The 26,378-nt window shown below is 42.7% G+C and carries 28 protein-coding genes, 1 tRNA gene and 1 pseudogene; 18 read left to right on the top strand and 12 right to left on the bottom strand.

Going from position 1 to position 26,378, the window contains the following annotated elements:
- The 3 genes from ABR397_RS15265 to ABR397_RS15255 are packed head-to-tail and all read left to right on the top strand — an operon-like array spanning position 1 to position 2,824.
- Positions 1 to 1,017 carry a Gfo/Idh/MocA family protein gene (locus ABR397_RS15265; protein WP_350306494.1) on the top strand — a complete coding sequence of 339 codons (1,017 nt, stop codon included), beginning with the start codon at positions 1 to 3 and terminating at the stop codon, positions 1,015 to 1,017.
- An 8-nt stretch (positions 1,018 to 1,025) separates the two neighbouring features.
- On the top strand, positions 1,026 to 1,292 hold the full coding sequence (locus ABR397_RS15260; protein ID WP_350306493.1) for a SemiSWEET family sugar transporter: 267 nt from the start codon (positions 1,026 to 1,028) through the stop codon (positions 1,290 to 1,292).
- Entirely contained in the window at positions 1,292 to 2,824 is a 1,533-nt protein-coding gene (locus ABR397_RS15255; RefSeq protein WP_350306492.1) for a flavin-containing monooxygenase, read from the top strand. Before ABR397_RS15260 ends, ABR397_RS15255 begins: the two co-directional genes overlap by 1 nt.
- A gap of 39 nt (positions 2,825 to 2,863) precedes the next feature.
- On the opposite strand, the gene ABR397_RS15250 is transcribed toward ABR397_RS15255, so the two are convergent.
- From ABR397_RS15250 to ABR397_RS15235, 4 genes are all read right to left on the bottom strand, one after another.
- Positions 2,864 to 3,316 (bottom strand): acyltransferase, encoded by a 453-nt coding sequence (locus ABR397_RS15250; RefSeq protein WP_350306491.1) that lies wholly within the window; start codon positions 3,314 to 3,316, stop codon positions 2,864 to 2,866.
- A 207-nt stretch (positions 3,317 to 3,523) separates the two neighbouring features.
- Entirely contained in the window at positions 3,524 to 3,682 is a 159-nt protein-coding gene (locus tag ABR397_RS15245) for a hypothetical protein (protein WP_350306490.1), read from the bottom strand.
- Positions 3,683 to 4,883: 1,201 nt separating this feature from the next.
- Positions 4,884 to 5,909, bottom strand: coding sequence for an IS630-like element ISPlu19 family transposase (locus tag ABR397_RS15240; protein WP_350306489.1), 1,026 nt, complete (start codon positions 5,907 to 5,909; stop codon positions 4,884 to 4,886).
- A 32-nt stretch (positions 5,910 to 5,941) separates the two neighbouring features.
- A complete protein-coding gene (locus ABR397_RS15235; RefSeq protein ID WP_350306488.1) occupies positions 5,942 to 6,130 on the bottom strand; it encodes a hypothetical protein in 189 nt (62 codons plus the stop codon).
- An 897-nt stretch (positions 6,131 to 7,027) separates the two neighbouring features.
- Here ABR397_RS15235 and ABR397_RS15230 point away from each other — a divergent pair.
- The 6 genes from ABR397_RS15230 (at position 7,028) to ABR397_RS15205 (ending at position 11,899) form a co-directional block, all read left to right on the top strand.
- Entirely contained in the window at positions 7,028 to 7,798 is a 771-nt protein-coding gene (locus tag ABR397_RS15230; protein ID WP_350306487.1) for a tRNA-dependent cyclodipeptide synthase, read from the top strand.
- 78 nt (positions 7,799 to 7,876) lie between these two features.
- Positions 7,877 to 9,151 carry a cytochrome P450, cyclodipeptide synthase-associated gene (locus tag ABR397_RS15225; RefSeq protein WP_350306486.1) on the top strand — a complete coding sequence of 425 codons (1,275 nt, stop codon included), beginning with the start codon at positions 7,877 to 7,879 and terminating at the stop codon, positions 9,149 to 9,151.
- Positions 9,152 to 9,327: 176 nt separating this feature from the next.
- Positions 9,328 to 9,660, top strand: coding sequence for a PadR family transcriptional regulator (locus ABR397_RS15220; RefSeq protein ID WP_350306485.1), 333 nt, complete (start codon positions 9,328 to 9,330; stop codon positions 9,658 to 9,660).
- Between the two features lie 57 nt (positions 9,661 to 9,717).
- Positions 9,718 to 10,611, top strand: coding sequence for a permease (locus tag ABR397_RS15215; protein WP_350306484.1), 894 nt, complete (start codon positions 9,718 to 9,720; stop codon positions 10,609 to 10,611).
- Positions 10,612 to 10,623: 12 nt separating this feature from the next.
- A complete protein-coding gene (locus ABR397_RS15210) occupies positions 10,624 to 10,809 on the top strand; it encodes a hypothetical protein (RefSeq protein ID WP_350306483.1) in 186 nt (61 codons plus the stop codon).
- Positions 10,810 to 10,825: 16 nt separating this feature from the next.
- Entirely contained in the window at positions 10,826 to 11,899 is a 1,074-nt protein-coding gene (locus tag ABR397_RS15205; protein ID WP_350306482.1) for a methyltransferase domain-containing protein, read from the top strand.
- A 102-nt stretch (positions 11,900 to 12,001) separates the two neighbouring features.
- On the opposite strand, the gene ABR397_RS15200 is transcribed toward ABR397_RS15205, so the two are convergent.
- The 3 genes from ABR397_RS15200 to glyQ form a co-directional block, all read right to left on the bottom strand.
- Positions 12,002 to 12,078 (bottom strand) — tRNA-Pro (locus tag ABR397_RS15200).
- Positions 12,079 to 12,524: 446 nt separating this feature from the next.
- On the bottom strand, positions 12,525 to 14,594 hold the full coding sequence (glyS, locus tag ABR397_RS15195) for a glycine--tRNA ligase subunit beta (protein ID WP_350306481.1): 2,070 nt from the start codon (positions 14,592 to 14,594) through the stop codon (positions 12,525 to 12,527).
- 9 nt (positions 14,595 to 14,603) lie between these two features.
- A complete protein-coding gene (gene glyQ, locus ABR397_RS15190) occupies positions 14,604 to 15,518 on the bottom strand; it encodes a glycine--tRNA ligase subunit alpha (RefSeq protein ID WP_350306480.1) in 915 nt (304 codons plus the stop codon).
- A gap of 198 nt (positions 15,519 to 15,716) precedes the next feature.
- On the opposite strand from glyQ, the gene ABR397_RS15185 reads away from it, so the two are divergent.
- Both ABR397_RS15185 and ABR397_RS15180 read left to right on the top strand, forming a co-directional pair.
- Positions 15,717 to 16,274 carry a DNA-3-methyladenine glycosylase I gene (locus ABR397_RS15185; protein WP_350306479.1) on the top strand — a complete coding sequence of 186 codons (558 nt, stop codon included), beginning with the start codon at positions 15,717 to 15,719 and terminating at the stop codon, positions 16,272 to 16,274.
- Positions 16,275 to 16,479: 205 nt separating this feature from the next.
- The gene (locus ABR397_RS15180; protein ID WP_350306478.1) at positions 16,480 to 17,733 is read left to right on the top strand and encodes a valine--pyruvate transaminase; all 1,254 of its coding nucleotides are present in this window, start codon (positions 16,480 to 16,482) and stop codon (positions 17,731 to 17,733) included.
- 230 nt (positions 17,734 to 17,963) lie between these two features.
- On the opposite strand, the gene ABR397_RS15175 is transcribed toward ABR397_RS15180, so the two are convergent.
- Positions 17,964 to 18,323, bottom strand: a complete 360-nt coding sequence (locus tag ABR397_RS15175) for a helix-turn-helix domain-containing protein (RefSeq protein ID WP_350306477.1) — start codon at positions 18,321 to 18,323, stop codon at positions 17,964 to 17,966.
- Positions 18,324 to 18,326: 3 nt separating this feature from the next.
- The gene (locus tag ABR397_RS15170; RefSeq protein WP_350306476.1) at positions 18,327 to 18,629 is read right to left on the bottom strand and encodes a type II toxin-antitoxin system HigB family toxin; all 303 of its coding nucleotides are present in this window, start codon (positions 18,627 to 18,629) and stop codon (positions 18,327 to 18,329) included.
- A 654-nt stretch (positions 18,630 to 19,283) separates the two neighbouring features.
- Here ABR397_RS15170 and ABR397_RS15165 point away from each other — a divergent pair.
- Positions 19,284 to 19,604, top strand: coding sequence for a YceK/YidQ family lipoprotein (locus ABR397_RS15165; protein WP_350306475.1), 321 nt, complete (start codon positions 19,284 to 19,286; stop codon positions 19,602 to 19,604).
- A gap of 58 nt (positions 19,605 to 19,662) precedes the next feature.
- Here ABR397_RS15165 and ABR397_RS15160 read toward each other — a convergent pair whose 3' ends face one another.
- Entirely contained in the window at positions 19,663 to 20,952 is a 1,290-nt protein-coding gene (locus ABR397_RS15160; RefSeq protein ID WP_350306474.1) for a DUF3748 domain-containing protein, read from the bottom strand.
- A 133-nt stretch (positions 20,953 to 21,085) separates the two neighbouring features.
- Between ABR397_RS15160 and ABR397_RS15155 the strand changes: the two genes are divergently transcribed.
- Positions 21,086 to 21,703 carry a trimeric intracellular cation channel family protein gene (locus tag ABR397_RS15155; RefSeq protein WP_350306473.1) on the top strand — a complete coding sequence of 206 codons (618 nt, stop codon included), beginning with the start codon at positions 21,086 to 21,088 and terminating at the stop codon, positions 21,701 to 21,703.
- Here ABR397_RS15155 and ligB read toward each other — a convergent pair.
- Positions 21,697 to 23,433: an NAD-dependent DNA ligase LigB gene (ligB, locus tag ABR397_RS15150; RefSeq protein WP_350306472.1), complete on the bottom strand. Its 1,737-nt coding sequence runs from the start codon at positions 23,431 to 23,433 to the stop codon at positions 21,697 to 21,699. The genes ABR397_RS15155 and ligB overlap by 7 nt on opposite strands.
- A gap of 299 nt (positions 23,434 to 23,732) precedes the next feature.
- Between ligB and ABR397_RS15145 the strand changes: the two genes are divergently transcribed.
- The 5 genes from ABR397_RS15145 to ABR397_RS15125 all read left to right on the top strand — a co-directional run bounded on the left by ABR397_RS15145 (position 23,733) and on the right by ABR397_RS15125 (position 26,258).
- Complete coding sequence (locus tag ABR397_RS15145; protein WP_350306471.1) at positions 23,733 to 23,981, top strand: type II toxin-antitoxin system CcdA family antitoxin; 249 nt, start codon at positions 23,733 to 23,735, stop codon at positions 23,979 to 23,981.
- Positions 23,981 to 24,304, top strand: coding sequence for a CcdB family protein (locus tag ABR397_RS15140; protein WP_012776412.1), 324 nt, complete (start codon positions 23,981 to 23,983; stop codon positions 24,302 to 24,304). Before ABR397_RS15145 ends, ABR397_RS15140 begins: the two co-directional genes overlap by 1 nt.
- A 551-nt stretch (positions 24,305 to 24,855) precedes the next feature.
- Positions 24,856 to 25,296, top strand: a complete 441-nt coding sequence (gene relB, locus ABR397_RS15135) for a type II toxin-antitoxin system RelB family antitoxin (RefSeq protein ID WP_054479526.1) — start codon at positions 24,856 to 24,858, stop codon at positions 25,294 to 25,296.
- Entirely contained in the window at positions 25,296 to 25,568 is a 273-nt protein-coding gene (locus tag ABR397_RS15130) for a type II toxin-antitoxin system RelE/ParE family toxin (protein ID WP_350306470.1), read from the top strand. The genes relB and ABR397_RS15130 overlap by 1 nt, the downstream gene beginning before the upstream one ends.
- Positions 25,569 to 26,111: 543 nt before the next feature.
- Positions 26,112 to 26,258 carry a type II toxin-antitoxin system RelE/ParE family toxin gene (locus tag ABR397_RS15125; RefSeq protein ID WP_350306469.1) on the top strand — a complete coding sequence of 49 codons (147 nt, stop codon included), beginning with the start codon at positions 26,112 to 26,114 and terminating at the stop codon, positions 26,256 to 26,258.
- A gap of 20 nt (positions 26,259 to 26,278) precedes the next feature.
- On the opposite strand, the pseudogene ABR397_RS15120 reads toward ABR397_RS15125, so the two are convergent.
- Positions 26,279 to 26,378, bottom strand: a pseudogene (locus tag ABR397_RS15120) (RNA-guided endonuclease InsQ/TnpB family protein); the annotation flags it as partial.

Raw genomic sequence — 26,378 nt, 5'->3', positions numbered from 1 at the left:
ATGATCATCGGTATTATTGGTTGCGGTGGAGTTGCACAGGCGCACGTGCACGCCCTCTCACAGATTGAATCAGTAACAGAGCTGGCATTTTATGACATCAATGATTACAACATGTGCCAGCTCAGCGAGTTGACCACGCGACCTGTTAAATTTTGCACAACTCTAGCGGAGCTCGCACAGAAAAGCGACGGTTTCATTATCTGTACGCCGAATAACCTGCATGTAAGCCTTGCCGAAGAAGTCCTGAAGCATAAGCAAATCCCATTTGTTTGCGAAAAACCTCTGTCAACCCATTTGGCTTCTGCCCGCCGCCTGGCAGAGTTGGCACCATGCAACAGTATCGTATCTTTCAACTATCGCTATAACCGGATCATCCAAAACTTGGTTCAGGTAAAAAATGACCGAGAACTTGGTAAACTTCATTTTTTCTCTGCTGAGTTTAATAAAAACTCGGCCCTGACTCGTAACCACCTGACCTGGAGGGATTCTGCTCAACAGAGTAAAAGCAGCGGTGCGTTGGGGGATTTATCCTGCCATTTGCTGGATCTGTTTTGCTTGCTCAGTGATGACACCATTAATACCAACAATCTCAGGATTGCCAAAGGCACTCGCGTAGGCACCAAAGATGATGGCTTGGTAGAGGTCGATGACAATGGTTACATCTTTGGCCATGCCTGCGGTGGTGCTTATTTCCGCATCAAAGCCAGTAAGTCAGATGAAGCAGATAAACTGGGATTGCATTTCAATCTCGTCTTTGATAGAGGTGAAATTCGCTATTCGACCCAGAACAAAAATCGCCTTTTCTTGACACTATTTAACCAAATTGGTGTGGAGGATGTAACTTTTTCCGACGCCAAAATATTGTCCGATCCGCCTCGCGAACTCCCCTACTGGTCGGACTCTTTCTACCATCTTTTACAAGACTGGTGCCTTGCATTGAAAGGCAAGCCACATACAGTATCGTTACCTACGCTTTCTGCTGGCTTACACATTCAAGAAATAATGGAAGCATTCTGAGGAATCATATGGATACCACTCTGTTCATTGGCCTTTTCGCGGCCTTTTTCACAACGTTTGCATTTGCTCCGCAGAGCATTAAAACGTTACGCACTCGTAATACGGAAGGCATTTCCGTGGTTATGTATGTCATGTTTCTTATTGGTGTGATCTCCTGGATCGCTTACGGCTTTCAGAAGTCTGACGTAACAGTGCTTGCTGCTAATCTGATCACGCTAATTCTCGCCACGCCTGTGCTAGTTATGACGCTTACTAATCGCAGAAGGAACCGCTGATGAAAATTGCAATTATCGGAGCTGGCCCCGCAGGTCTGATCACGGCACGTAATGCTATCAAAGACGGTTTCGACGTAGTGCTTTTAGAAAAGCTTTCACGCGTAGGCGGGATCTGGAATCCTGACAGCGGTGGGGCTTACCATAATGCCCGTATGCAGAACTCGCGCTACACGTTTCACTTCTCCAGCATTGCCAGCGAAAACAGCGATGATTTCCCTTCCGTGGCGCAAGTAGGTGACTATCTTGAGCGCATGACTATTAGTGAAGGTATAATGGATGTAGTACGCCTGAACACTACTGTGACTGACCTGACGCGAACGGATAGCGGCTGGTCGGTCACCAGCCAGCACGAAAATGAATACCAACATGAGTCGTTTGATAAGGTCATTATCGCTACTGGTGAGCTCTGGCAGCCCCAATCATTGACCGTGCCGGGCATTGCACATTTTTCCGGTTCCGTTGTCACCTCTAGAGACTACCAACAACCAGAAGTGTTCGCAGGGAAAAAGATACTGGTCGTCGGCGGTGGTGTGAGTGGGGCCGACATTGCCTCAGATTTGGTTCCCTTTGCCAGTTCTGTCACCCTTTCAGTGAGAAAATTGGGACTGTTTTTGCCGCGGTATTTTTCGGCAGGCCCGAATGACATGATGCATTCCTATCTGGGCCGCTATCTACTGAATCAGTTGCCTTATGAGAAATATATCACTTATCTGGATAACATTCTGCCTGAATACATGCAAATGTATCGTTCGTCCGGCATTTTGCCTTCGATAACGAACAATAATGCCGTGCACGTAAACGAGAAGATCATCCCAAATATTGCCTCAGGGCTAATCACGGTCAAGCCACCATTAGAAAGGTTCCTCGAAAATGGACTGGCAGAGTTTGTAGACGCATCTAAAGCTGAATATGACGTGATCATCTCGTGCACCGGGTATGAAATGCCTGACTATTCGTTTGTGCCGAAACTTGACCGTTCGCGCCTATATGAGCATTTTTTCTGGGCGAATGACCCATCACTGAGTGTTATCAATCCACCGGTAGACACCGCTGGATTCGGTGCAGCCTTTCCGTATTTCGATATCATCAGTCAGTGGGTTCTGGGCGTGTTTGCTGGCAAGATTCAGCTTCCGTCCACAGAAATAATGGCAAAATGGTGTGATGAACATATGCATTCACTGCAAGTGAAAAGGTTCTATGACAGTTGGCTGGAAACAATCCGTATTGGTGTGCATTGTGGTGTATTGCCCAGCCCGGAAAAAGATTTCAGGTGTTATTGGAATCTCATCACCAGCATAGCCAAGCCAGAATACCTCGTATCTGCGCCCAAGACCCCAGATCCAGGAATAATGGACGGTCTGCTCTATGTTGAAGAAGCTAAGGTAAAAGTATTGGCAGGACTACCTGAAAATGTGCTCAGTCAACTTCTGGCGCAGAAGGAAATAACCGTGGAAGAATATCATGCAGCGATGAACGTGGCGGATGATGAAATCATTTATGCCGAATTGCCCTATTCACAAGTTTATCTGTAAGGCTATAAGCTTGTTAAAAACAGGTACGTTAAAGTACTTTTACAATGTTCTGATCAGCCGGGCTGGGTTGCCAACATAAATCCCTTTCACCGTCACGGGCTTCACCACCACACTCCCAGCACCAATCACAGACCCGCTGCATATTGAATTGGTTAGTATCGTTGCACCGCTGCCAATAATGACATTTTCACCAAGGCTGATTTTAATCCAATTTTCCGGATCTGGATCCGGCGTACCACGCCCGAACAAATCATTGGCAAATGTGACATTGTGCCCAATAAAACAGTTAGCTCCCAGAGACACATTCTCACAAATAAACGTATGTGACTGTATACGACTGCCGCGCCCAATCACACATCTTCTCTGAATCTCAACAAAAGGACCGACAAATACATCGTCATGAAGCTCACACTCATAAATATTCGCTGGCACCATAATTCTGACGTTATCTCCGGTAGTTACATCCCGTATGTCACAATTGATAATTTTCATAATCTATCCTCAGTTTATATCTGGTCACCGTTTAAAAATAGTAAATGGCTTAACTTCGGGCGGTGTTTATACAAAGTTAATTTAGGCTTATTAGCTGTAATCACCCGCATTCCATCGATAAAAAAGAACCAATTTGAAGTATAAGCCAAAAACCTAGTTTTTTGTCGCCCCTTCCTTGATTGGGTAAATAAACTACTCAAGTACGAACTAGTAATTTTGTTCCATCTGGTCGTAGTTCCACCCTTTGTCGGGAGATGTCGGTACAGCGTTTGCCGCGTAATTATCGAGTTCCTGACACAAGTCACCCACTCTAGTTTCAGGTTGACTCATTACAGCCACCACCATACACAATTTAACCGGAGTCATCTTGTATAGGCACCCACCAGAGCAAGATCGCGAACATTGAAATCAGAAAAAGTCATATCATGAGCGCCGTATCATTGGCTACCCATTTTCCGAATGCAAGCGTAATTACCAGAATCGGAACCTTATTTGGTGCATCGCTAAGTACAGCCACTGTCGCCGTACTTTACAGCATTACTCCAAGTCGTGAGGATTTTTCCCTAATTTTACTTGGGCTCCTATTTATTACTTTCTGTTGTACAATTCCAGCCCTCAAACTACGGCGTTAATCCCAGTATATAGTACGGGTACATAATTCTGTGCCCGATTTTTAGATGGAATACCTGACACCTTGATGTTCAATGCATATGGCGCCGTTACGAATCAGCCGAAGAAAACACTTAGCACTGTTGGGAGAACAACTGTGGATTAAATCCTTTTCTTACACTCCATTTGTGATGTTGTTATGTACAGCCAGAATCTGCACTTCCTGTCAGAAACTGCGCTGTTTAGGTTTTGTTTATTATTTTCAGCTTATCAATTAAACAACTGTTGTCTCTTGCGTCAATAAGATCTCAACAAATGTCATAAACAACAGGAAAACACAAAGGAAACTAATAATTAACATAGTTAGCACAAAAATATGACAATGCGCACATTTTATAGACAAAAAGACCATAAAGATCTCATAGATGCAGGATTAACCACTGTTAACCTGTGCGCAAAATTTGTGGTTGTTTGATTAATTAGTAAACGATTATTTCAGAGAAAATGATGATAACTGGCATAAAATGCTGTGTACCGAATAAAGTCGATACCTGAAAAATAAGTTAAATAAGTATAACATTAATAATATAAATAAATACAAAAACCTGTTACTCGTTTATCTACTTTTCATCGCTTCTGGTTTCATTAATAATTAACTAGTAAATTAATGACCGTTGCCATTATCAGGTCGCTATTAATACTAGATAGGTTTCAAATATTCACCTCACCCCTCAATTCTGCTAATTTCTGTGTAATCTTGCTGGATAATATCTTTATCATGGTGTACTAAATAAACCGTTCCAAATTGGCTAAAGGAATCTTTAGTTATTTCGATTTCATCACATAAAAAATAACTTCATAGAAAGAGGATAATGCTCTTAATTCCGCTATAAAATTATTATCGGTAAATAAACCAAGACGGTGATTAATTAAATATATATTATATACCCAAGAAACTTCAAGATGCAGTTTTTAGCACCTGAAAATGGTCGTTAATTCTAGACATCAGCGAGTCCGCTATATCCGGTAGCGTTGTAGTGAAAAATTTGAAGACGTTGTCTCGAAATTCATGTTTATCCGCGAAATAACGGTTATTTCGAACCTGTTCATTCATGACCTTCCATAATCGCTCTATCGGGTTTAAATTTGGGCTGTATGGCGGAAGGTAATGTAATTCAATATTGCTAACATAAGCCCACTCCTTCACGAGATGAGCTTTGTTGTAACCCGCCCCATCCACAATAAGGTGAATTTTTTGATGATAGTCAGGATAAGACTTTCTTATTTCATTGAAAAAACAGCAAATGTTGTAGTCATTGATGGTTTGATATTCCTGGAACACCGTACGACCAATGGCATTCAGGTTGAGCGCGCCCAATATATTCAGGCGAGTCCGGCTTCCTGTTGTTTTGACTGTTTTTTTCTCGCCTTTTCGCATCCAGCCATAACCGAGTTTGGTGCCTTGAGTCGGGTGAACAGCGTCAAGAAAAAGGATCGGTTCGTCTTTCGCTGTGACTTTAAGATTCTCATCATATTCAATAAATTGTCGCTGTTTTTCTGCGTCGAATTTATGAGGGATGCCACAAGGTTTTTTATAAGAAAAACCCTGACGGTGTAGCCATTTATTCATGCCGGGAATGCTAAAGGTAATATTCCAGAGCTGAGCAACATAGGCCACGATTTCATGGGTGTGATGGAAAAGATGTTGAGATAAGTGATTGATTAAAAAATCAGTTTGTTCTTGAGAAAGCAAACTATCAGACCCCCCATTATCAGATTTAAGTTTACCTTGATTAAGGTAATCGCTGATATGATGGTTAACGGTCGTTTCATGAAGACGCAGGGCCTGAGCGATCATCACTGAACTCCAGCCTTCAGAGGCCAGCAGAACCGCTTTGATGCGATCACACTCCCTCTTATCACGGCAGGTGTGATGGAGATGTTCAAGTTCGGCTTTTTGTTCATCGGTAATGAATATTTTCATAGCGAGGATAATGATCTCCATTTCGGATAAAATCAAGCATCTTCAATGATTACGGGTATATTACCTTCTTTTTCTAGAGCATGAACTATATAAAAAAATATCCTATCTTTATGGCTACTAATAGGATTTTGATATTCACACTTCGAAAACACTCGATTATCGTTTATTCTAAATTTATCAACTTTGAGTAAAACAATGTTACCTACATCACTTAATTTCACAGTTACATTCCATTTAATATTTATAGAAGATAATATTCATACACTATTCTTGTGTTTTTTCAAATAAGTCATTTAATGAATGAGATATATTTCTCAAATAAACAAACTAAGGCTTATTTATCCTAAAATGAATGTTATAAATATAACATTAAATACCATTGATAGTAATTAAATGTTATTTTTACACCATGATATCATTAGTATATACGTAACTTTTACACAGGAATTATTGGCATAAAACATTCAACAAACCTCAAGTTAAATAGCAGAATTTATATAAAATTTTTTAATTATTTGTTCTTTTAAGTATTGAATTTATTTACCAAAACCCATAATTTTACGGACGAAAAATAGTTACAGGCTCTTGCCATTGATCTATACCCTATGGATTTCAAGATGCATCGCGACGGTAAAGGAGAGAATCCCCGGGAGCATAGCTAACGATGTGACCGGGTGAGAGAGTGCAGCCAACAAAGAAGCAACTTGAAAGATGACGGGTATATACCCAAATAAAGTCGCTACGTGACTAATATGGCGAAGCATATTGATATAAAGTTAAAAATACAGCATTAAACGTTGTTGGCCGAGCAACCCTCTTATTAGAAAATGCAATCTTGTCCCCAAGGGGGGCGATGCTTTTTTATATCTGATTTTCTTCTCACTTTTTCAACAGCAACCTGAATCGGTAAAAACTCATTTATCATCAATTCATTTATCGGCTCGAAATGTAATTTATCTAATTCTGACTTTCGATAGTTTTTGACATTTTTACGAGATTAAGTTAGATCAAATGTATGTATAAATATTTTAATGGCGATGTAATGAATCTATATAAAAATTAAAAAATTTATACCAAGATTATGTGGGATTACATTAAAAAATGGAAAGTCAATCGAAATGTTATCTACTGAAAAAAAATGCTTAAAAGAAACGAACAATCAAATATTATCAGCCCATTCAACATTGCTGCACGAGAATTCACCATCATTTACTGTCCAAGGTGAAACCTCTCGTTGTGACCAAATTATTCAAAAAGGTGATCACGCGCTAATAGGGATAAGCCCCTTTAACTCACGTTTTTCAAAGGACTATGTTGTTGATCTTATTCAGTGGTCAAGTAGTTATTTCCGACAAGTCGACATATTGTTACCTTGTGAACGTGAAGCTTCACGCCTTTTAGTCGCGAGTGGAACTGAGAGTACTAAGGCTATTAAAAAGACACAACGCGAAATTAAATGCCATTTACGTAATCTTGATTCTGTTATTTCAATAGCGACATTAAAAAATAAGCAAATCAGAGTCATTCAATTTAGCGACTTTGCACAAAACCATGATTACCAATCTCTTAAAACGCAAGTTGAAAACGCTTTCAATGAATCAGAGCTTTTCAGAAAAATCTGCCTTGATATGTCTTTTCAAGCCGTAAAAGGGCGATTAAAAGGGACTGGACAATGTTTTGATCAAATTGACCTACAATTGGTCTATAAAGCACTGCCATATATTTTCGCTGAAATTCCCTTTTACCTTGATACCCCTCGATTACTTGGAGTAAAATATTCTACACTGCTCTATCATCGCCCTTGGCCTATAGGAAAAGGATTATTTAGCAGTAATTATCCTATACAAATAGGAGATAAACAAAGTTATGGAATCGTCACTAAAATATAAAAAGTATGAAGAGATAGCCGCCGTGTTTAAAATTAATACGTGCTTAGTATTTAATATCATTAGAAAGGAAGCAAAATAATGGCTAAATTAAGTTATTTCAACATTAACGATCCCAAATTTATAAAAAATCCTTACGATTTTTACGACATTTTGCATCAACAAGATTTAGTATATTTTGAACAATCCCAAAATAGCTACTTTATCGGCAAATATGAGGATGTTGACGCTATTTTAAAATCCTCAATTTTCAATACGCGGCCATTAACTGAACGCGCGGAACCTGTTATGGGAAATCGAGTTCTTATTCAAATGGAAGGTGAAGAACACGCATGTAAACGAAAACTCATGATGCAAGGGCTTTCAAGAAATCATTTTAGTCTTTATTACGAACCCATGATTCGGAAGATTACTGAAGATCTTTTACAACCTTATATAGAAAAAGGAAATATAGATATTGTTAATGACTTCGGCCGAGATTACACCGTATTAGTTACATTAGGTATTCTTGGACTTCCAAGTGATAACTATCGTGATATAGCTGAATGGCACAAGGGTATCGCCAATTTTATTACCCAGTTTGACCAAACAGAACCAGAAAAAATACACAGTCTTGAATGTAGTCAGAAATTGATTAACTTACTAAATCCTATAGTAGATCAGAGACGATGTAATCCAAGTGGGGACTTTATATCTATACTTTGCGGCAGCAATGGGCAAGATACAGGGATGTCTACAAGTGAAATTACAGCATTGTGCTTAAATATTCTATTAGCGGCTATAGAACCTGCCGACAAGATATTAGCAATGATGCTCAATCACTTGATATCTAATCCAAGTACACTTGATGCAGTAGTTAAAGATCGCGCTTTAGTTCGAGATGCATTTGAAGAAACTTTGCGTCTGACATCACCCGTACAACTCATTCCAAGAGAAACAGAGGAAGACGTCACTATCTCCGGTATCGATATACCTAAAGGCACTGTAATATTTTGTATGATTGGCGCAGCTAATCGCGATCCATCAATTTTTCACAAACCAAATGAATTTGATCTATATCGACGAAAGAATACAACTTCACACCAAAAAGCAAATCGAAAGAGACATTTAGCTTTTGGTGCAGGTACACATGCTTGTATTGCGGCTGCATTTTCACTTTGTCAGTTAGAAGTTTCATCCAATATTATTTTGGATCGCCTGCACAATTTACGTTTCGCTGATAACTATCATTATCAAGAAACAGGGGTGTATACACGAGGACCTTCCAAACTCCTTTTGAGTTTTGATCCAAAAATATCTTCTACTTCAGGGAATGATAGCCCTGCTCTGAAAATTACTGTGGGAACGATGGAATAGGAACATAAAGTTCATACTGTGGTGTAACGAGAAATACTGTTTAAAGGGATGCCGGAAGTGGGTATCCCTTGAAACAATCAGGAAATATCTTATATATTGACACCTTGATGCTCAATGCATATGATGACGTTATGAACAAATCTAAAAAAACCCCTACGACTGCTGGGAGAACAGCAGTGGACTACACTGATCGAATGTATTGGAATGGCATCATTAAGATGAGTTTATCCAAGTTTTTTATTCTCAGTGTCCTACAACAACGGCCTATGCATGGCTACGAAATTGCCCGTGAAGTTGAGTGTTCAACCCAAGGCTGCTGTGCACCCACTGAAGGTACAATTTATCCAGTGCTACGCGAATTTGAGCAAGGTGGGTATGTAACCGTGCACAACGAAACAGTTGCAGGTCGTGGACGTAAAGTCTACACATTAACAGATAAAGGGCGTGAAGCCTTCGCTGTCGCTGTAGAAGCTTGGATGGAAGTCGTTGCACATATCAATCGTCAGTAATGACGGTTTTTTTTAACTATATACATTACTCATCTATGCATTGATCAGGAATATATAATGAATCTAAACTCTCTTGCTGAAACACTTAAATTTTTTACCATCATAAGTACCGAGTTGATCGTTCTGTTTTTAGTTGTGAGTTTCATTGTCGCAATGATGCAGGAGTACATACCAGCCAGCACAGTACAGCGCCTGCTTACCGGGCGTAGTTTGCGTGGCAATCTCGTTGGCGCAGGATTAGGGGCAGTAACACCATTTTGCTCCTGCTCAACCATTCCAGTTACCGTCAGTCTGCTCAATGCAGGTGCACCATTTGGTGCCACTATGTCTTTCCTTGTCTCTTCACCAATACTCAATCCAGTTATTCTGGGTTTGCTAGTGACATTGCTTGGTTGGAAATTCACACTATTTTATGGCGCTTCTGCTTTTATTCTCTCTGTCGCAGTGGGGGCAATCTGGCAGTTCTTTGGTTTAGAACGAGATGTCAAAAAAGTGCGTGTAGTCGGTGATAACCACTCTCTGGGAGTAACGGATTTAAAGTCTCGCCTCTACCGCGCCAGTCATGCTGCATTCAGTCTGTTTAAAACCTCCCTGCCCTATTTACTTATCGGTGCAGGTATCGGTTCCTTAATCTACGGTGTAGTACCGGGAGAATGGATTGCCAATATTGCCGGAGCCGATAATCCATTCACCATTCCCGTTGCAGCAGCTGTAGGCATCCCACTCTATATTCGTGCAGAAACATTGATCCCTATCGGTTTAGCATTGCAATCTCAAGGGATGAGTATAGGCGCTGTCGCAGCACTGATTATTGCTGGCGCAGGGGCGAGCATTCCAGAAGTTATTCTGCTCAATACCATTTTCCGTCCCCGTTTAGTGGCAGTTTTTGTCCTGACCATTTTCTGTGTTGCGATCGGGGTAGGGTATATCGCTAATCTATTATTTGCCTGAAAGGAGACCATTATGTCTGAGAAGAAAGGGTTTATTGCCCGTTTATTCGGTAAACAGGAAACTTCCGCATGTTGTGCAATGCGGATTGAAGAGGTGACTGAGGAAACTCAAGATATTTCAAAGGAAAAAAACTCTGATTGCTGTAAGAAAAATACCAAAGGTGCTAAAGAAGAAAACCAAGCACCCAAGAATGTTTAGTTTAAGGAAGAAAAAGATGAACGAACAATTGCTTAAACAACGGATTAAAGACATACAACACTATTATGGCGAAACACTGTCCAACAAACAGGATCTCGCTACGAATATATGTTCTATGAACGCCCCTCCAGACAGAATCAAAGAAATTCTTAAGCTTATCCATCCTGATGTACAGATGCGTTTTTACGGTTGCGGTGCCCCTTTCCCTCCCTTACTGGAAGGAACCACAGTGCTGGATTTAGGATGTGGTAGTGGGCAGGATTGCTTTATTCTGTCTCATCTCGTAGGCGCTGAGGGTAAAGTCATTGGTATTGATGCAACAGCAGCACAAATCAAGTTTGCCCAGAGCTTTGTCGACTATCATCGTCAGATCTTTGGCTACCCATCCACCAATGTTCATTTTCAACAAGGGCATATCGAATCACTAGAGGAACTAGATTTACCACCTGCCAGTATCGACGTTATCGTCTCAAACTGTGTCATCAATCTGTCTATATCTAAGGCAAATGTGCTGGCTGGTATGGCTCGCTTACTCAAGCCTGGCGGCGAAATCTACTTTTCTGATATTTTTTCAGATAGAAGACTGGACCAATCACTGAAAGATGATCCACAAGTTGTTGGTGAATGTATCGGTGACGTTCTGTATTTTGAGGATTTTATACGGCTAGCAAGAACAACCGGCTTTAATGATGTCCGTATAACCCATAGCCATTTAAAGTCCATAAACAATAAAGAGATCGAAACAAAGCTAGGCGGTGCAAAACTGTATTCAATGACGCTGAAGCTGTTCAAATTAGATTTGGAAGACCGTTGTGAGGATTATGGTCAAATTGCCATTTACAAAGGCAATTTACCGGATGCACCGGATCTGTTTGTGCTTGATCGAGAACATATTTTTGAGACAGGCAGAGCGGTCCCCGTATGCCGCAATACCGCCGATATGATCACCAAAAGTCGTTACCATACACTTTTTGATTTAATGGGTGACGGGAAGAAACACTATGGCCTTTTCAACAGTGGAAAGTCGAAGCAATTTGATGCTGATACTAAAGTTATGCAAACCGATGCCCCAAACAACTGTGGCTGTTGAATGAATGCTACCGAATAGCAAAAAGCCTTACAGCAACAACTGTAAGGCTTTCCTAATTTCTTTAAGTTCGCGGAGCTACTTGAACATCCCCAAACTATTATCTGGTCGGCGAGAGAGGATTCGAACCTCCGACCCACTGGTCCCAAACCAGTTGCGCTACCAAGCTGCGCTACTCGCCGAAAACGAGCCGCATCTTACTGCGCTCGTTGTAGGCCGTCAATACCTTTTCGATAATCATAGGTTAGTTGCTGATAAAAACAGCGTGAATGCCGTTATGCCGCACTTTCTCACGGATTTCACAGAAATACGTCAATTAGGTAAAAAATAATGTTGTAGATAAATCTGGACTTTCTTTTTCGTGACTAAGTTATTTTAACCTGCTACCCAGTACCCCTAGAAAGGTTTATTCATCAAATAAGTCAGAATGTCTTCCTGTTCATTCAAAACTAACGACATCACCAACTACTTTGTAAATCAACAATCAATCAGGCTCAATGTGAGCATCACGAAATTCCTTCCATCCACCACGAGCACTCTTAGCCAAAATTTCGGCAGTCAATTTATTAGAGGTGTTAAGTTCCAGCCATTGCATCTCACAACAGCCGGAATTGACTATTTCAGGTTATTATTGCAGTAACGAAATATCCGCAACTTTCAGGAATAACTCACGCAATTCACTTAACAAGGTTAAGCGATTCACGCGCACCTGCTGGTCTTCATCCATCACCATGACATTGTCAAAGAAAGCATCGACAATTTCACGCAGGGAGGCTAACTCAACCAGTGCTTCCTGATAGCATCCTTCAGCAAACAAAGGCGCCAGCTTATCTTGTAAGACCACTAAATGCGTCGCCAGTTTCACCTCTTCAGGCGCTTTCAGCACAGAAGCACTGACTTTCTCATTCAGTGTCTCTTCAGACTTCGCCAGAATGTTAGAAACGCGCTTATTCGCGGCTGCCAGCGCTGTCGCTTCGTCCAATGTACGGAAATGAGTGACGGCTTTAACGCGGGCATCGAAATCAGCGGGTTGGGTTGGACGACGGGCCAGCACAGCTTGAATGGTATCAATGCTGTAACCCTGCTCCTGATACCAGGCACGGAAACGGCCAAGCATAAACTCCACTACTTCATCGATGACTTTGGTATTCGTCAGCTTGTCACCATACAGACGAACCGCTTCTTCTGTCAGTGCCTGCAAATCCAGCGGCAGTTTTTTCTCAACGATAATACGCAAAGCACCCAGCGCAGCACGACGCAGCGCAAACGGGTCTTTATCGCCTTTTGGATGCTGACCAATGCCAAAAATACCCGCCAGAGTATCCATTTTGTCCGCAATGGCTAACGCACAAGAAACGCCGGAAGAAGGCAATTCATCACCGGCAAAACGCGGTTGATACTGCTCATTCAGTGCCAGAGCAACCTCTTCCGCTTCACCGTCATAGCGGGCGTAATGCATCCCCATCACACCCTGCGTATCGGTGAACTCAAATACCATGTTGGTCATCAGGTCACATTTAGACAACAGGCCCGCACGGGTAGCATGATTAACATCAGCGCCGATCTGCTCTGCAATCCAGCCAGCCAGCGCCTGAATACGATCCGTTTTATCACGCAAAGTACCAAGCTGTTTCTGGAATAGAACCGTTTCTAACCGAGGTAGATTATCTTCCAGACGCTGTTTACGATCCGTCTTAAAGAAGAATTCTGCGTCAGCCAAGCGTGGACGAACCACCTTTTCGTTACCAGAAATAATTTGTTGCGGATCAGAAGAATCAATGTTGGTGACAAAAATAAAGTTCGCCATCAACTTGCCGGCATTGTCATAAACCGGGAAGTATTTCTGGTCCCCTTTCATGGTATAAACCAACGCTTCTGCTGGCACTTCGAGGAATTTCTCTTCAAATTTCGCCGTCAGCACAACCGGCCATTCAACCAGTGAAGTGACTTCTTCCAACAGGCTATCACTAATATCCGCAATGCCGCCCAGTTGAACAGCGGCTTGTTCCACATCCTGTTTGATGAGTGCCTTACGGGTTTCATAATCTGCGATCACTTTACCGCGTTGCTGCAAAATCGCAGGATACTGTTCCGCGTTCTCAATCGTGAATTCAGGCTCACCCATAAAACGATGACCACGAATGACACGCGCGGATTTGATGCCCAGAATGTCACCTTCAATCAGTTCATTACCTAACAACATCGCAACGGTATGCACCGGGCGAACAAACTGAGTCTCTTTATCGCTCCAACGCATTAATTTAGGTATCGGCAATTTACTCAGAGCATGGCTGACCATATCCGCCAGCAGCTCTTTTACACTGCGGCCCTTAACCAGCGCACGATACAGTAACCATTCGCCTTTATCTGTCACCAACCGTTCAGCCTGAGAAGCCGTAATACCGCAACCACGGGCCCAACCTTCAGCCGCTTTTGTCGGTTTACCTTCCGCATCAAATGCCTGAGCAATCGCCGGACCACGTTTTTCCACTTCACGGTCAGCCTGCGCTTCATCCAGATTGACTATTTTCAGCGCCAGGCGGCGCGGAGAGGCAAACCAGTTCACTTCACCATGAGCCAAATTAGCGTTATCCAGTTCTGCCGCAAAATTAGCTGCAAATGCTTCAGCCAGTGAACGAAGAGCCTTCGGCGGCAACTCTTCTGTGCCGATTTCCACCAGGAAAGTCTGTTGAGTCATGACAGCCTCTTAGTTCTGATTCTTTTTACACATAGGAAAGCCCAATGCCTCACGGGAGGCATAATAAGCTTCTGCAACAGCTTTGGTCAGGGTGCGGATACGCAGGATATAGCGCTGACGTTCAGTCACCGAGATAGCTTTACGGGCATCCAGTAAGTTGAATGTATGACCCGCTTTGAGAATACGTTCATAAGCTGGCAGAGGTAGCGGTGTTTCCAGCGCCAATAAATCCTGAGCTTCTTTTTCATATTGTTCGAAACAGGTAAACAGGAAATCGACATCCGCATATTCAAAGTTATAAGTAGATTGTTCTACTTCATTTTGATGATAAATGTCGCCATAAGTGGTTTTACCCAGCGGACCATCGCTCCAAACCAGATCATAAACACTGTCCACGCCCTGGATATACATTGCCAGACGCTCAAGACCATAAGTGATTTCACCAGTGACTGGTTTACATTCAAGGCCACCTACTTGCTGGAAGTAAGTGAATTGAGTCACTTCCATGCCGTTAAGCCACACTTCCCAGCCCAAGCCCCAAGCGCCCAATGTCGGGTTTTCCCAGTTATCTTCAACAAAACGGATATCGTGAACCGTCGGGTCCAACCCCAACTCTTTCAGAGAACCCAGATATAATTCCTGAATATTGTCTGGCGACGGCTTAATAATGACCTGAAACTGATAGTAATGTTGTAAGCGATTCGGGTTTTCACCATATCGGCCATCCGTTGGACGACGGGAAGGTTGCACATAAGCCGCAGCAATTGGCTCCGGGCCAAGTGCACGCAGGCAAGTTATTGGATGAGAAGTACCAGCGCCGACTTCCATGTCCAATGATTGGACAATGGTGCAGCCCTGGCGCGCCCAATAATCCTGTAATGTCAGGATCAGCCCCTGAAAGGTCTTGGTATCAAACTTTTGCATGTTGGATCCGCACGCGATACATATGAATTTGAAAGGAAGTTGGTCAGTATACCCTTTGACCTTAAGATATACAGCCCTGAATTCGCTCTCAATTCCGCCCTGAAATAAAAAAATCTTAATCTAGCTATTTTACTTGTATGTATATACAGTTAAAGTACAGTCAATTATTAACCATCAACATCGGGAATCATCATCATCATGGAACTAACACGTTGTAATTGGGTAACCTCTGATCCTGAATATCTGGCTTACCATGATAATGAATGGGGAAAACCACAAAAAGATAGCCAGAAGCTGTTTGAAATGATTTGTCTAGAAGGCCAGCAATCCGGGCTGTCATGGCTGACTATCCTGAAAAAACGCGAAGGCTATCATCGATGCTTTCATCAGTTTGATCCGGTAAAAATTGCCGTCATGGATGAAAATGATGTGGCACGGCTGATGCTCAATCCCGCTATTGTCCGCAATCGCGCCAAAATTAACGCCATTATCAACAATGCGCGGGCATATCTTAAAATGCAACAACAGGGTGAGGTATTCAGCACCTTTATCTGGCGTTTTGTTGATAACAAACCGATTATTAATCAGTGGAAAACCATCACAGAGGTGCCGGTAACAACAGATCTCTCAGATGAGTTATCACAAGCACTGAAAAAAAGAGGGTTCAAATTTATCGGCAGTACCACTTGCTATGCATTTATGCAGGCGACAGGCTTAGTCAATGACCATATAACTGACTGTTTATGTAGAAAATAAATTCAGTGAATTACAATAGTCCCAAGATTAACACCAAGAATAAAACTGGATATTGACCAAACATTTAGCTCTTTATTTTAAATGTTAAATTAAATGCCATATTAAATAATTAATAGTCATAATTTTCCAGATTGCACCCCGATAATGCGAAGGGTATGGTGTTATTTCTTCTAATCTAAATAACACACCGACAACGAATACGGCTATGATTTTTTCTCAATTCGGTAACAAGTTTACACAAGACGCAGGTATAACCCGCCTGATGAATGACCTTAATCAAGGGCTGAGGACTCCCGGCGCAATTATGCTGGGCGGTGGTAATCCGGCACATATCCCAGAAATGGATGACTATTTTCAGCAATTACTGACTGAGATGGCCGCAAGCGGCCATCTTACGGAAACACTATGCAACTATGATGGTCCTCAGGGTAAAGATACGCTAATTCGGGCATTGGCAGAGATGTTGCGCGAAAAACTTGGCTGGGAAATTAGCACACAAAATATAGCCCTGACCAATGGCAGCCAGAGCGCATTTTTCTATCTGTTTAACCTGCTGGCCGGGCGCAGTGAAGATGGATCTACCCGTAAAGTACTATTTCCACTGGCGCCGGAATATATTGGCTATTCCGACTCAGGGCTGGATGAAGGCTTATTTGTTGCCAATAAACCCAATATTGAATTATTGCCGGCAGGTCAGTTCAAATACCGTGTTGATTTTGATCATCTCAATATTACCGACGATATTGGCCTGATCTGTGTTTCTCGCCCAACTAACCCAACAGGCAACGTCATCACTGACGAAGAATTGCAACGGCTGGATTATCTCGCTCAACAGCACCAAATTCCGCTGCTAATTGATAATGCTTACGGCGTACCCTTCCCAGGCATTATTTTCAGCGAAGCCACGCCATTGTGGAATCCCAATATTATTCTGTGCATGAGCTTATCCAAATTAGGGCTGCCCGGCTCCCGCTGCGGGATTATTATTGCTAACGATAAAATCATCAATGCCGTCAGTAACATGAACGGCATCATCAGCCTTGCACCAGGCGGCGTTGGGCCAGCAATGGCGCTGGAAATGATCCGACGCAATGACCTTCTTCGCCTGTCACAGGAAGTCATCCGCCCGTTCTATCAACAACGGGTTCAGGACGTCATTCATATTATCCGTCGTTATCTGCCGGCAGAACTTTGTCTGATCCATAAACCAGAGGGCGCCATTTTTCTGTGGCTGTGGTTTAAAAACCTGCCGATAACAACAGAAACGCTTTACCACAGGCTGAAAAAGCGCGGTGTGCTGATGGTCCCAGGCCACTATTTCTTCCCAGGGCTCGAGCAAAACTGGCCACATGCTCACGAATGTATGCGCATGAACTATGTTCCTGATCCAGAAAGTATCGAAAAAGGGATTGCGATTCTGGCGGAAGAGATTGAACTGGCACATCAGAAAGTCGCCTGAAACCAGCAATAAAAAAGCTCCTGCATGAAAATGCGGGAGCCAAATGACAACGAGGACTTTTACATGATTATTATCAGAATTTGTAGAGTGCTTGGTGCAAAGAAGAGAAAGAAACATTCCTTGTCTGTTCCCTCTCCTTCAGCAGTATCTATTTAATCAAAAAACTCTCAATCTAATAGCTTGAATAGGCCGGTTTTTGTGCGTTTACTGATGGCTAATGCAAGAGTGCATTATGCATTAATGAGACTTTCAGCTGATATGCCAAATTGCTTATTCAATTTCCGAATCATTGGTAGTGTTAGATTGCGCTTACCGTTTAATATTTCATAAACACGATTAACCCGACCTATTGCTGGTTCAAGATCTTTCGCTGTGAGGCCCATCTGATCCATACGGAATTTTATAGCCTCAATAGGGTTTGGCGGGTCAATCGGGAAGTGTTCAGTCTCGTAAGCCTCAATCAGCAAAACCATAACTTCCATATAATCAAACTCGGGAGATCCAATTTCAGGCTGATTATCAAACAATGGAGAAACGGCTTTTAAAGCTTCCTTATAATCCTGTTCTGTTCTGATAGGTTTAATATTCATAGCTTACTCCGGCTCAATTGTGTTGGCGTCTATCGCATCATATTGCTGATGTGTTCCAACAAATTTCACATACAACCAGCCAATCGGATAAAAAATAGAAACAATTAAGCGATAGTCGTTACCTTTGATATTAAATACCACGCGATTATTTTTTAGAATACTCGCGTTGCGGTATTGCGATTTAATCTCCCCCGGGGTTTTCCAACTGGCTTTTTTAGCTTCATCAACCCAGGCTCTAAGTGGTTGCTCGGCGTTGGGGTATGATTCCCAAAACGCTTTCAGTGTCGAAACAGAGATTATCTTCATGTGGAATATGATAGTCCCAATACGAGGCTTAAGGCAAGAAAAAGTCCCATTATGGGATAAATCTCTTAGCAAGAAGAACCTACCAGAAAACCACTCGTTCCATATTACTATATTTGGGCGTTAATCCCGCAGTACATGTTGACGGCGGCACGGCGATACTGTCACATAATACCTGCCTAGCCTTCTGACAGCACTTTTAGGTCTTTCACCTATAAAGCCCAAAAAAGAACCGCCAATACCTAACCTATTACTCACTGATTCTGTCAGAAACTGAACCGTCGTTATGTGGTTTAACCCACAAATTATAAGGGATTGTTGTAATATAGGGAAAGAGAGGACTTCTTGAAATAATATGACGGATATATAAAAACCAAATCAATTTTATACTTAAAAAGCATTTAAGATATAGACCACTTAAATCATTATGATGATTTGTATCATTCCTTAATTAATCAGAAGCACAGGAAAAAGTAGTGTTACATAAAAAATTCACTACTTTTTGGTATCAGTGCTATGGTCAATGTTGCGTGGCGTGATTATAGTGATAGCATAAAGGCTCTTAGCTAAGGAATTTAGGGGAATAAAAACTACCCAACAAACCAACGCAAGAGCGAAATATTCCGGCTGTTTGACCATACGAGATCAATAGAACCAATGAAGAGTAATAAATTAATTCTATTTTGCGTCACATTAGGATGGCTGTTAACCAGCGGGTGCACGAGCATTATGACCCATTCAGGGCCTAGCCTTGGTTATTATTCCGGCGCAAAAACGAATATTGAAATGCTGAAAGATAACGACACTGGCTGGGTAATGAAGCCACTATTAGCAATTGATCTGCCTTTTTCTGCCCTGCTGGATACCATTTTATTACCTTATGACTATATAAAATCTGATGAGGATCAATCAGCAAGTTCACCAAAAGAACGAATTGAAAAAATAAAAAACACACAACACCAGACCAAAACCAACTAATAATTCGTTCCGGTTTATTTATTGCCACCAGTAAATAGCAAACTGGCGGCAAATATATTTATTTTATTCCTGTTTCCACCAGGAAAATTTGCATATAACCATCAACTTCACGCATAAATGCAATATAATGGCTATCCGGTGAAATCACAACCGCATCCGCAGAAGGCGCCTGTTCAGTACGCTCAGTCAGTCGCTGCATCTGCCCATTTTGCACATCACACAACATCACGCTGTTATCGCAAATAAAAGCAACAAACCGACCGCGGCCCTCCCAACTAAAAGCAGATTGAATACCACAATTTCCCCTCGTTATTTGACGAGGTTCTCCACCATTTGGCGATATTGTCCACAATTGCACAGTGCCATTGTCATCTTTCATCAGGAAACCAATCTGTTCACCATCCGGTGAAGCACGCAACCAATGACGTGGGTTATTCACTACCCCCGGCCAGCGTTTGTGACAGGTAAATGTCAGACGACGCTGCATTACACCGGCAGGCGGCGCCGGTAACGTTGTTTCTGTACCTTGCAACGGTTTTTCCCCTGCTATTGCATAATCAGCATCCTGTTCAGGCAGATCAACGACATAGACTTCCGGTACTTTTTCTCCTGTTGCAGAAATGGTATCGCCAATAAATGCCAACGCCCAACGCTGCCGGTTGCCATCAGCCCTATGATATCCAGCCTGACCTATCCAACACTCTTCATAGGCGCGATTAATATCATCACTACCCGGCTCCGGATGAGAAGTTGTACTACTGACTAGAACGGAGAAATGACTGCCATCATATTCACGGGGATGCTGTTTAGAGGATTCAACCGATTTTAAGGGCACAGCAACTGCGATATTACGCAAATCCAACACGGGATCAAGCTTATGCATAACATGGTCGTTATAAGTAAAACTCAGACGGCTACCATCCGGGCTGAATACATGAACGTGACTTCCTCCACGCAACGCTCCCGGTGTATAGGGCGCAGTAATATCCATTGCATCCAGAGTGACAGCCTTTCCGGGTGACTCTTCACTGACAATCACCCCTCGCCGGTGATGGAAACCATAATGCCATTGCTCATCCGGGCATTCAGGCCCATGAATAAAAGCATACCGGACAGGTTCTGTTGGGCTGACTGTCACTACGCCAACATGAGCACCCTCTGTTGCCTGATAGATAATATCTATTTTGCCACTTTTCACATGAATTTTTTCTATCGTTAAACCGGTAAAAGAGGCGCCATGAGGACGAACATCATAAGCTAACCATTGGCTATCTGGCGTCCAAACATTGATATTGGTAAGCTGGTGGCTGCGATTGTCAAACGTGATTTGCCGTTCCTGAAAGAGCACTTTATTATCCTTATGTCAGGCTTTCGAATAACTATTACTAATCCAAAATGGATAAAGCGAAAAAATTTCAGTCGAGACTTTACCATTTCGACATTACTCTTACCTTTTTTACGCTGCGCACATCAAATAATCTATGTTACTGAGTGTCCTTTATATCATTGGTATTACTGCTGAAGCCATGACTGGGGCTTTAGCCGCAGGCCGCCGCAAAATGGATATGTTCGGCGTAATTATTATTGCTTCAGTCACGGCCATTGGCGGTGGTTCCGTTCGGGACATACTGCTTGGGCATTACCCTCTCGGCTGGGTCAAACATCCTGAATATATCGTAACCGTCGCCTGTGCCGCAGTGATCACCACCTGGGTTGCACCGATGATGAAGCATTTGCGCCGCCTGTTTCTGATCCTTGATGCCATTGGCCTGATTGTCTTCTCCATTCTTGGCGCACAGATTGCACTGGATATGAACTATGGCCCGATAATTGCTTCCATTGCCGCAGTTATCACCGGTGTTTTCGGTGGCGTACTGCGCGATATGCTGTGTAATACCATTCCATTGGTTTTCCAGAAAGAGATCTATGCGGGTGTCTCCTTTACCGCAGCCTGGTTATACATTGGTTTACAACACACGCCTCTACCACAAAACGGCATTATTCTGATTACCTTGATCGCAGGTCTGACAGCAAGACTGATTGCTATCCGCTACCGCCTTGGATTACCGGTCTTTAATTATGAGCACTCCGATCACTGAACCATACCAACGGGGTTAACCACGACCCCGTTTTCCCGGTCAAAACCCGTTATCCCTGCTACTGACAGTTTATCTGCAACCATTTTAATCTGCGCGTCATTGATAAAATCAGACAATTTTTTCAATTGCCCAGCAGTGAGCTGTTGTTTTAACTGTGCTCCGGCTAATTTCTGCTCCAGTTGCTGCCAGCGATCAACATCGTCAGACAGCTTAGCCATATAAGGCACCCCAATACCTTTCATCCAATAAGAAAAAGGCTGATTTTTTGCCTTGCTGAATTGTGAATAAAGAGCCTGTGCTCGTTTATCTCCGATTCCCGGTAAGGCCGCCATTTGTTGAACTGAAAGTGTTAACCAACCGGTTAAATCAGTGACTAATTTTTGTTCAGTCAAAATTGTCCAACTACCGCTACTGACACCTGTCATGTGCAGATTTTCACCAAGCCATTTCAGTCGTGCATTAAACTGTTGTTCACAACCCGCCATTAACGTCAGACAACTCAGCGCATGATAACGCTGCTTATCCGGCGGCTGAATATCCTGACGCTCTTTAATCCGCCACGCCACTTGATCTAATTTCGGGATACCATGACCGGCTAGTGTAAGAGTCACCCGATCCCCCGGCAACACATCCAACTGTTGCCAACGACGGACTGAACCAATATTGACTCGGCTGACTTGTCGGTCATCCAGTTTTACCTTATCCAGCCCAAGCACAACTGAGATTTTGCCCGTCCTGCCAATGGTAAAATTGACTTCCCTGACGTGTGTAACCTGATGGCGTAAAGGGTGTTTCCATGCCACAGCCCAACTGTTAGATCCAGACCGCCACTGATTTCCTTTAGGTTCAATTTCCTGTTTCAGCACGATACCGTCTGTAGCGAAAGGCATGGGTTGTTCAAAATAGTGCATCCGCAGTTTCTGTACCTGTTCTGGGTTCTCTATTTTATGGCTATAGCGAAGCACCAATGGAAAGCCCATATTCGCCAGTTTCTGCAATTTACTTTCCATATCTACAGGGCCATCCGGCCAGCTCCAGATAAACAAACCTACTTGCTTTAATTCTGGCGAATGCTCCTTGCGCATCATCAAACCCGCAACACGATTACGGGCGCCATCACTGCCGGATAATTGTTGTCTATGCCCCTCTTTATGCAGAAAAAGCTCTCCTTGCAACACCATATAAGGCGGTGCATTTTCTATATTCTGCTGAATACCGGGAATATGTCGGCTTTTCGCTGTCCAATCTATGCCTTCAGAACCATTACCTCGGCTGATTAATGAAACTAATTTTCCTTTCTGGTAAACCACTGTTACCGCCACGCCATCAATCTTTGGCTGTAACCAGACAGGTAATCTGCCCTGCAACCATCGGTTAATTTCCCGTTCGTCTTTTAGTTTACTTAATCCAGTATGAGCAACTGGATGAACCAGCTTATTATCGGGAAAAACTGCCACAGGAAAATCCGAATGAGGCGCTTGTTTCAGGCAGAGTTGCCAATGAATTAGCTCCGCCATTAATTGATCATAAACTTCATCATCGATCTCGCTGATCCCTTTCTGACGATAGAGTTGATCCCATTGAGCCATCTGTTGCATCAGACTTTTTGTTTCACGTTGTAATTTGTCTTGCGACCATGCAGGGCAATCTTTCTCTGTATCCAATGTCTCAGCCGCAACTATCGGCGCACTGAAAATAATGAACAGGATTAATATCAATAAATTAAGCATCCGTTGCTCCCTGGCTATCCATGCATAACGGCAAAATAGAGGATAAAGAGAGGCTGTCCAAGGCTGAAATAATAACTTTGCGAAGCGGTTCGAAGGAATAACTTCCTGAAATCCCAAGGTAACGAACTTTTTATATACTGCATAGAGCGGATATCACGGTGAAAATCTGATTCATTTAACTATTTGTTGCATTGCAATTAATAATTAAATTCTAAGTCTTTCAAGAAGCAGGATACTTGATTGTTTTTCCGTTACCCATCATACTTATGCGCATACTTTTGCGCATAGGAGTAAACACCATGAATACCGTTACCTCTCCCCGTAACAGCACCAAAAGAAGCACCAACGTGTACCTGACAGCTTCACTGGTCGATAAAGCCCGTAGTATGGACATGAATCTCTCAGCAACACTAGATATCCTTCTGGCGCAGACTATAAAAGCTAAACAGGATGAGAGAGAGAAAGAGAAAGAAGATATGCAGGCTATGAACATATTCATGGCGAAAGCTGGAATGCTTACAGACGATGAATTTTTCGGGAGCCTGTAATGCCACAGCAATTTGATGTGTATCGTAATCCATCGGCCAAAACAAACAGGCTTTGGCCGTTTTACCTTATTATCCAGAATGATTATTTTGATGATTTAACAACAAGGATTATTGTTCCTCTAGTATCTAAAAATGACATTAGCCTCAACCAGAAAAGAATCACCCCTCAGGTGGTCATTAATAATAATAGTTATTATATATTTACACCGGCAATAACGTTTCTGGATGCAAAAAAAATCAACAAATCAGATTTTGTATGCAACGTAGCCTCATCCAGAAATGAAATTATCTCAGCCCTCGATGCCATCATAACGAACACCTGAACCCGCAAAGAGAAGAAAGATAACCAGAACCGTCAGACCCCTTCGTGCGGAGAATGTAAAAAATACCCGCTCAATCAGGGCAATTTTTCTCTGTATTCAATGTTTCAGCCGCAATTATCAATGTACTGAAAATAATGAACAGGATTAATATCAATAAATTAAGCATCCGTTGCTCCTTGGCTATCCATGCATAACAGCAAAATAGAGGATAAAGAGAGGCTGTCCAAGGCTGAGATAATAACTTTGCGAAGCAGTTCGAAGGAATAACTTTCTGAAATCCCAAGGTAACAAACTTTTTTATATACTGCGTAGAGTGGATATCACAGTGAAAACCTAATTCATTTAACTATTTATTGCATTGCAATTAATAATTAAATGCATATGCTACTCTAAATATACCCTATGGATTTCAAGATGGATCGCGGCGGCAAGGGAGCGAATCCCCGGGAGCATAGATAACTCTGTGACCGGGGTGAGTGAATGCAGCCAACAAAAAGGCAACTTGAAAGATAACGGGTATACTTGCATATAAATAACTCAGGAGAGCATTTATGGTCACAGAAACAATCGATCATTCCACACTAAATCGGCTGGTTGAAGCCGGCGCTGTTAACTCGGTACATGTGGTAGGCCATAACGATGGATGGACTCTGATGGTGAAATATGGCGCGGTAGAGCGTCCTCTGATTGCCCAGCGCAGTCGCCAAGTACGCCTGTTTAAACGACTGGAAACCCTTGTCACTTATCTTAAAGACATAGGCATTGCACAGTTCAATGTAGATGCAGCCAATTATAATCTGGGTACACCAACGAAAACGGCCCGTCCAGACCGTGCAGAAGCCCTGAAACGGGCGCATAAGGCTGCTGCCTATGATGCATGGTTCCGTCAGCAAGTTCAGGCAGCTATCGATGATCCCCACCCCAGTGTTCCTCATGAGGAAGTTAAAGCACGGTTTGCAGCCAAAAAAGCGGCCCTACGTAAGGAGATATAATGGAGCTGGAATGGAAGCCAATGGCTTTGGCTGATCGTGAGGCTATTATGGAATATATCGCGCTGGATAATCCGCTGGCTGCAATTGAACTGGATAATGAATTTGAAGTAACGGCAGAAATGGCCTGCCAACATCCCAATATGTATAAACCTGGTAGGGTAAAAGGGACACGGGAGGCTGTCGTTCATCCCCATTACGTGATGATCTACCAGGTTCGGAGAAACCTTTTACAGGTACTCAGAGTGTTACATACCGCCCGGCAATGGCCCTAGCTATTCACGGTGATAAAATTTTTCTTACCTTGTTTCTGATATATACCCTATGGATTTCAAGATGCATCGAGACGGCAAGGGAGCGAATCCCCGGGAGCATAGATAACTCTGTGACCGGGGTGAGCGAGTGCAGCCAACAAAGAGGCAACTTGAAAGATAACGGGTATATCCATCTAGCTGCGAGCTGGCGCTAGAACGATCATAGCGCCTGAATATGTCATCATGTAAAAAATACCCGCTCAATCCGGGCAATTTTTCTCTGTATTCAATGTCTCAGCCGCAATTATCAATGTACTGAAAATAATGAACAGAATTAATATCAATAAATTAAGCATCCGTTGCGCCCTGGCTATCCATGCATATCAACAATCTCCGCCACCAGTGGTTTTCATCGAAAACAGATTCTTGACAACTTACAAACTTATCATATAAGATAAGATTAAGGGCAATGTTGAATATGAACTGGAACATTGAACTCTATGATGGCGTCGAGGATGCAATCCTCAATATGCCACCCAGAATTCAGGCTCGCATGCTAAGTCAATGGGAAAAGGTCTATTCGAGATTCGCGCCAAAGCGCAAGAAGGTCTAGGACGCGGATTGTTTTGCTATCTACAAGGTTCAAATATCATTGTCCTTCATGCGTTTATTAAGAAAAATCAGAAGATATGTGACTGCTCCCCGCCGTAAACGGCGAGTCTTCCCACTTCTCAGGCCGCAACCGTCTGTGTGACGGATTTACGCTGGCCTCCATGGGCAGAAACGACGAGTCCCGCCGTCTGTAATTCCAGTATGCCCTTGCGCCGGATG

Source organism: Photorhabdus viridis, from assembly GCF_040256935.1.
GTDB classification, from domain to species: Bacteria; Pseudomonadota; Gammaproteobacteria; order Enterobacterales; family Enterobacteriaceae; genus Photorhabdus; species Photorhabdus viridis.
Note: the sequence above shows the minus strand (reverse complement) of the source record. Positions and strands in the feature narration are given on the sequence as shown.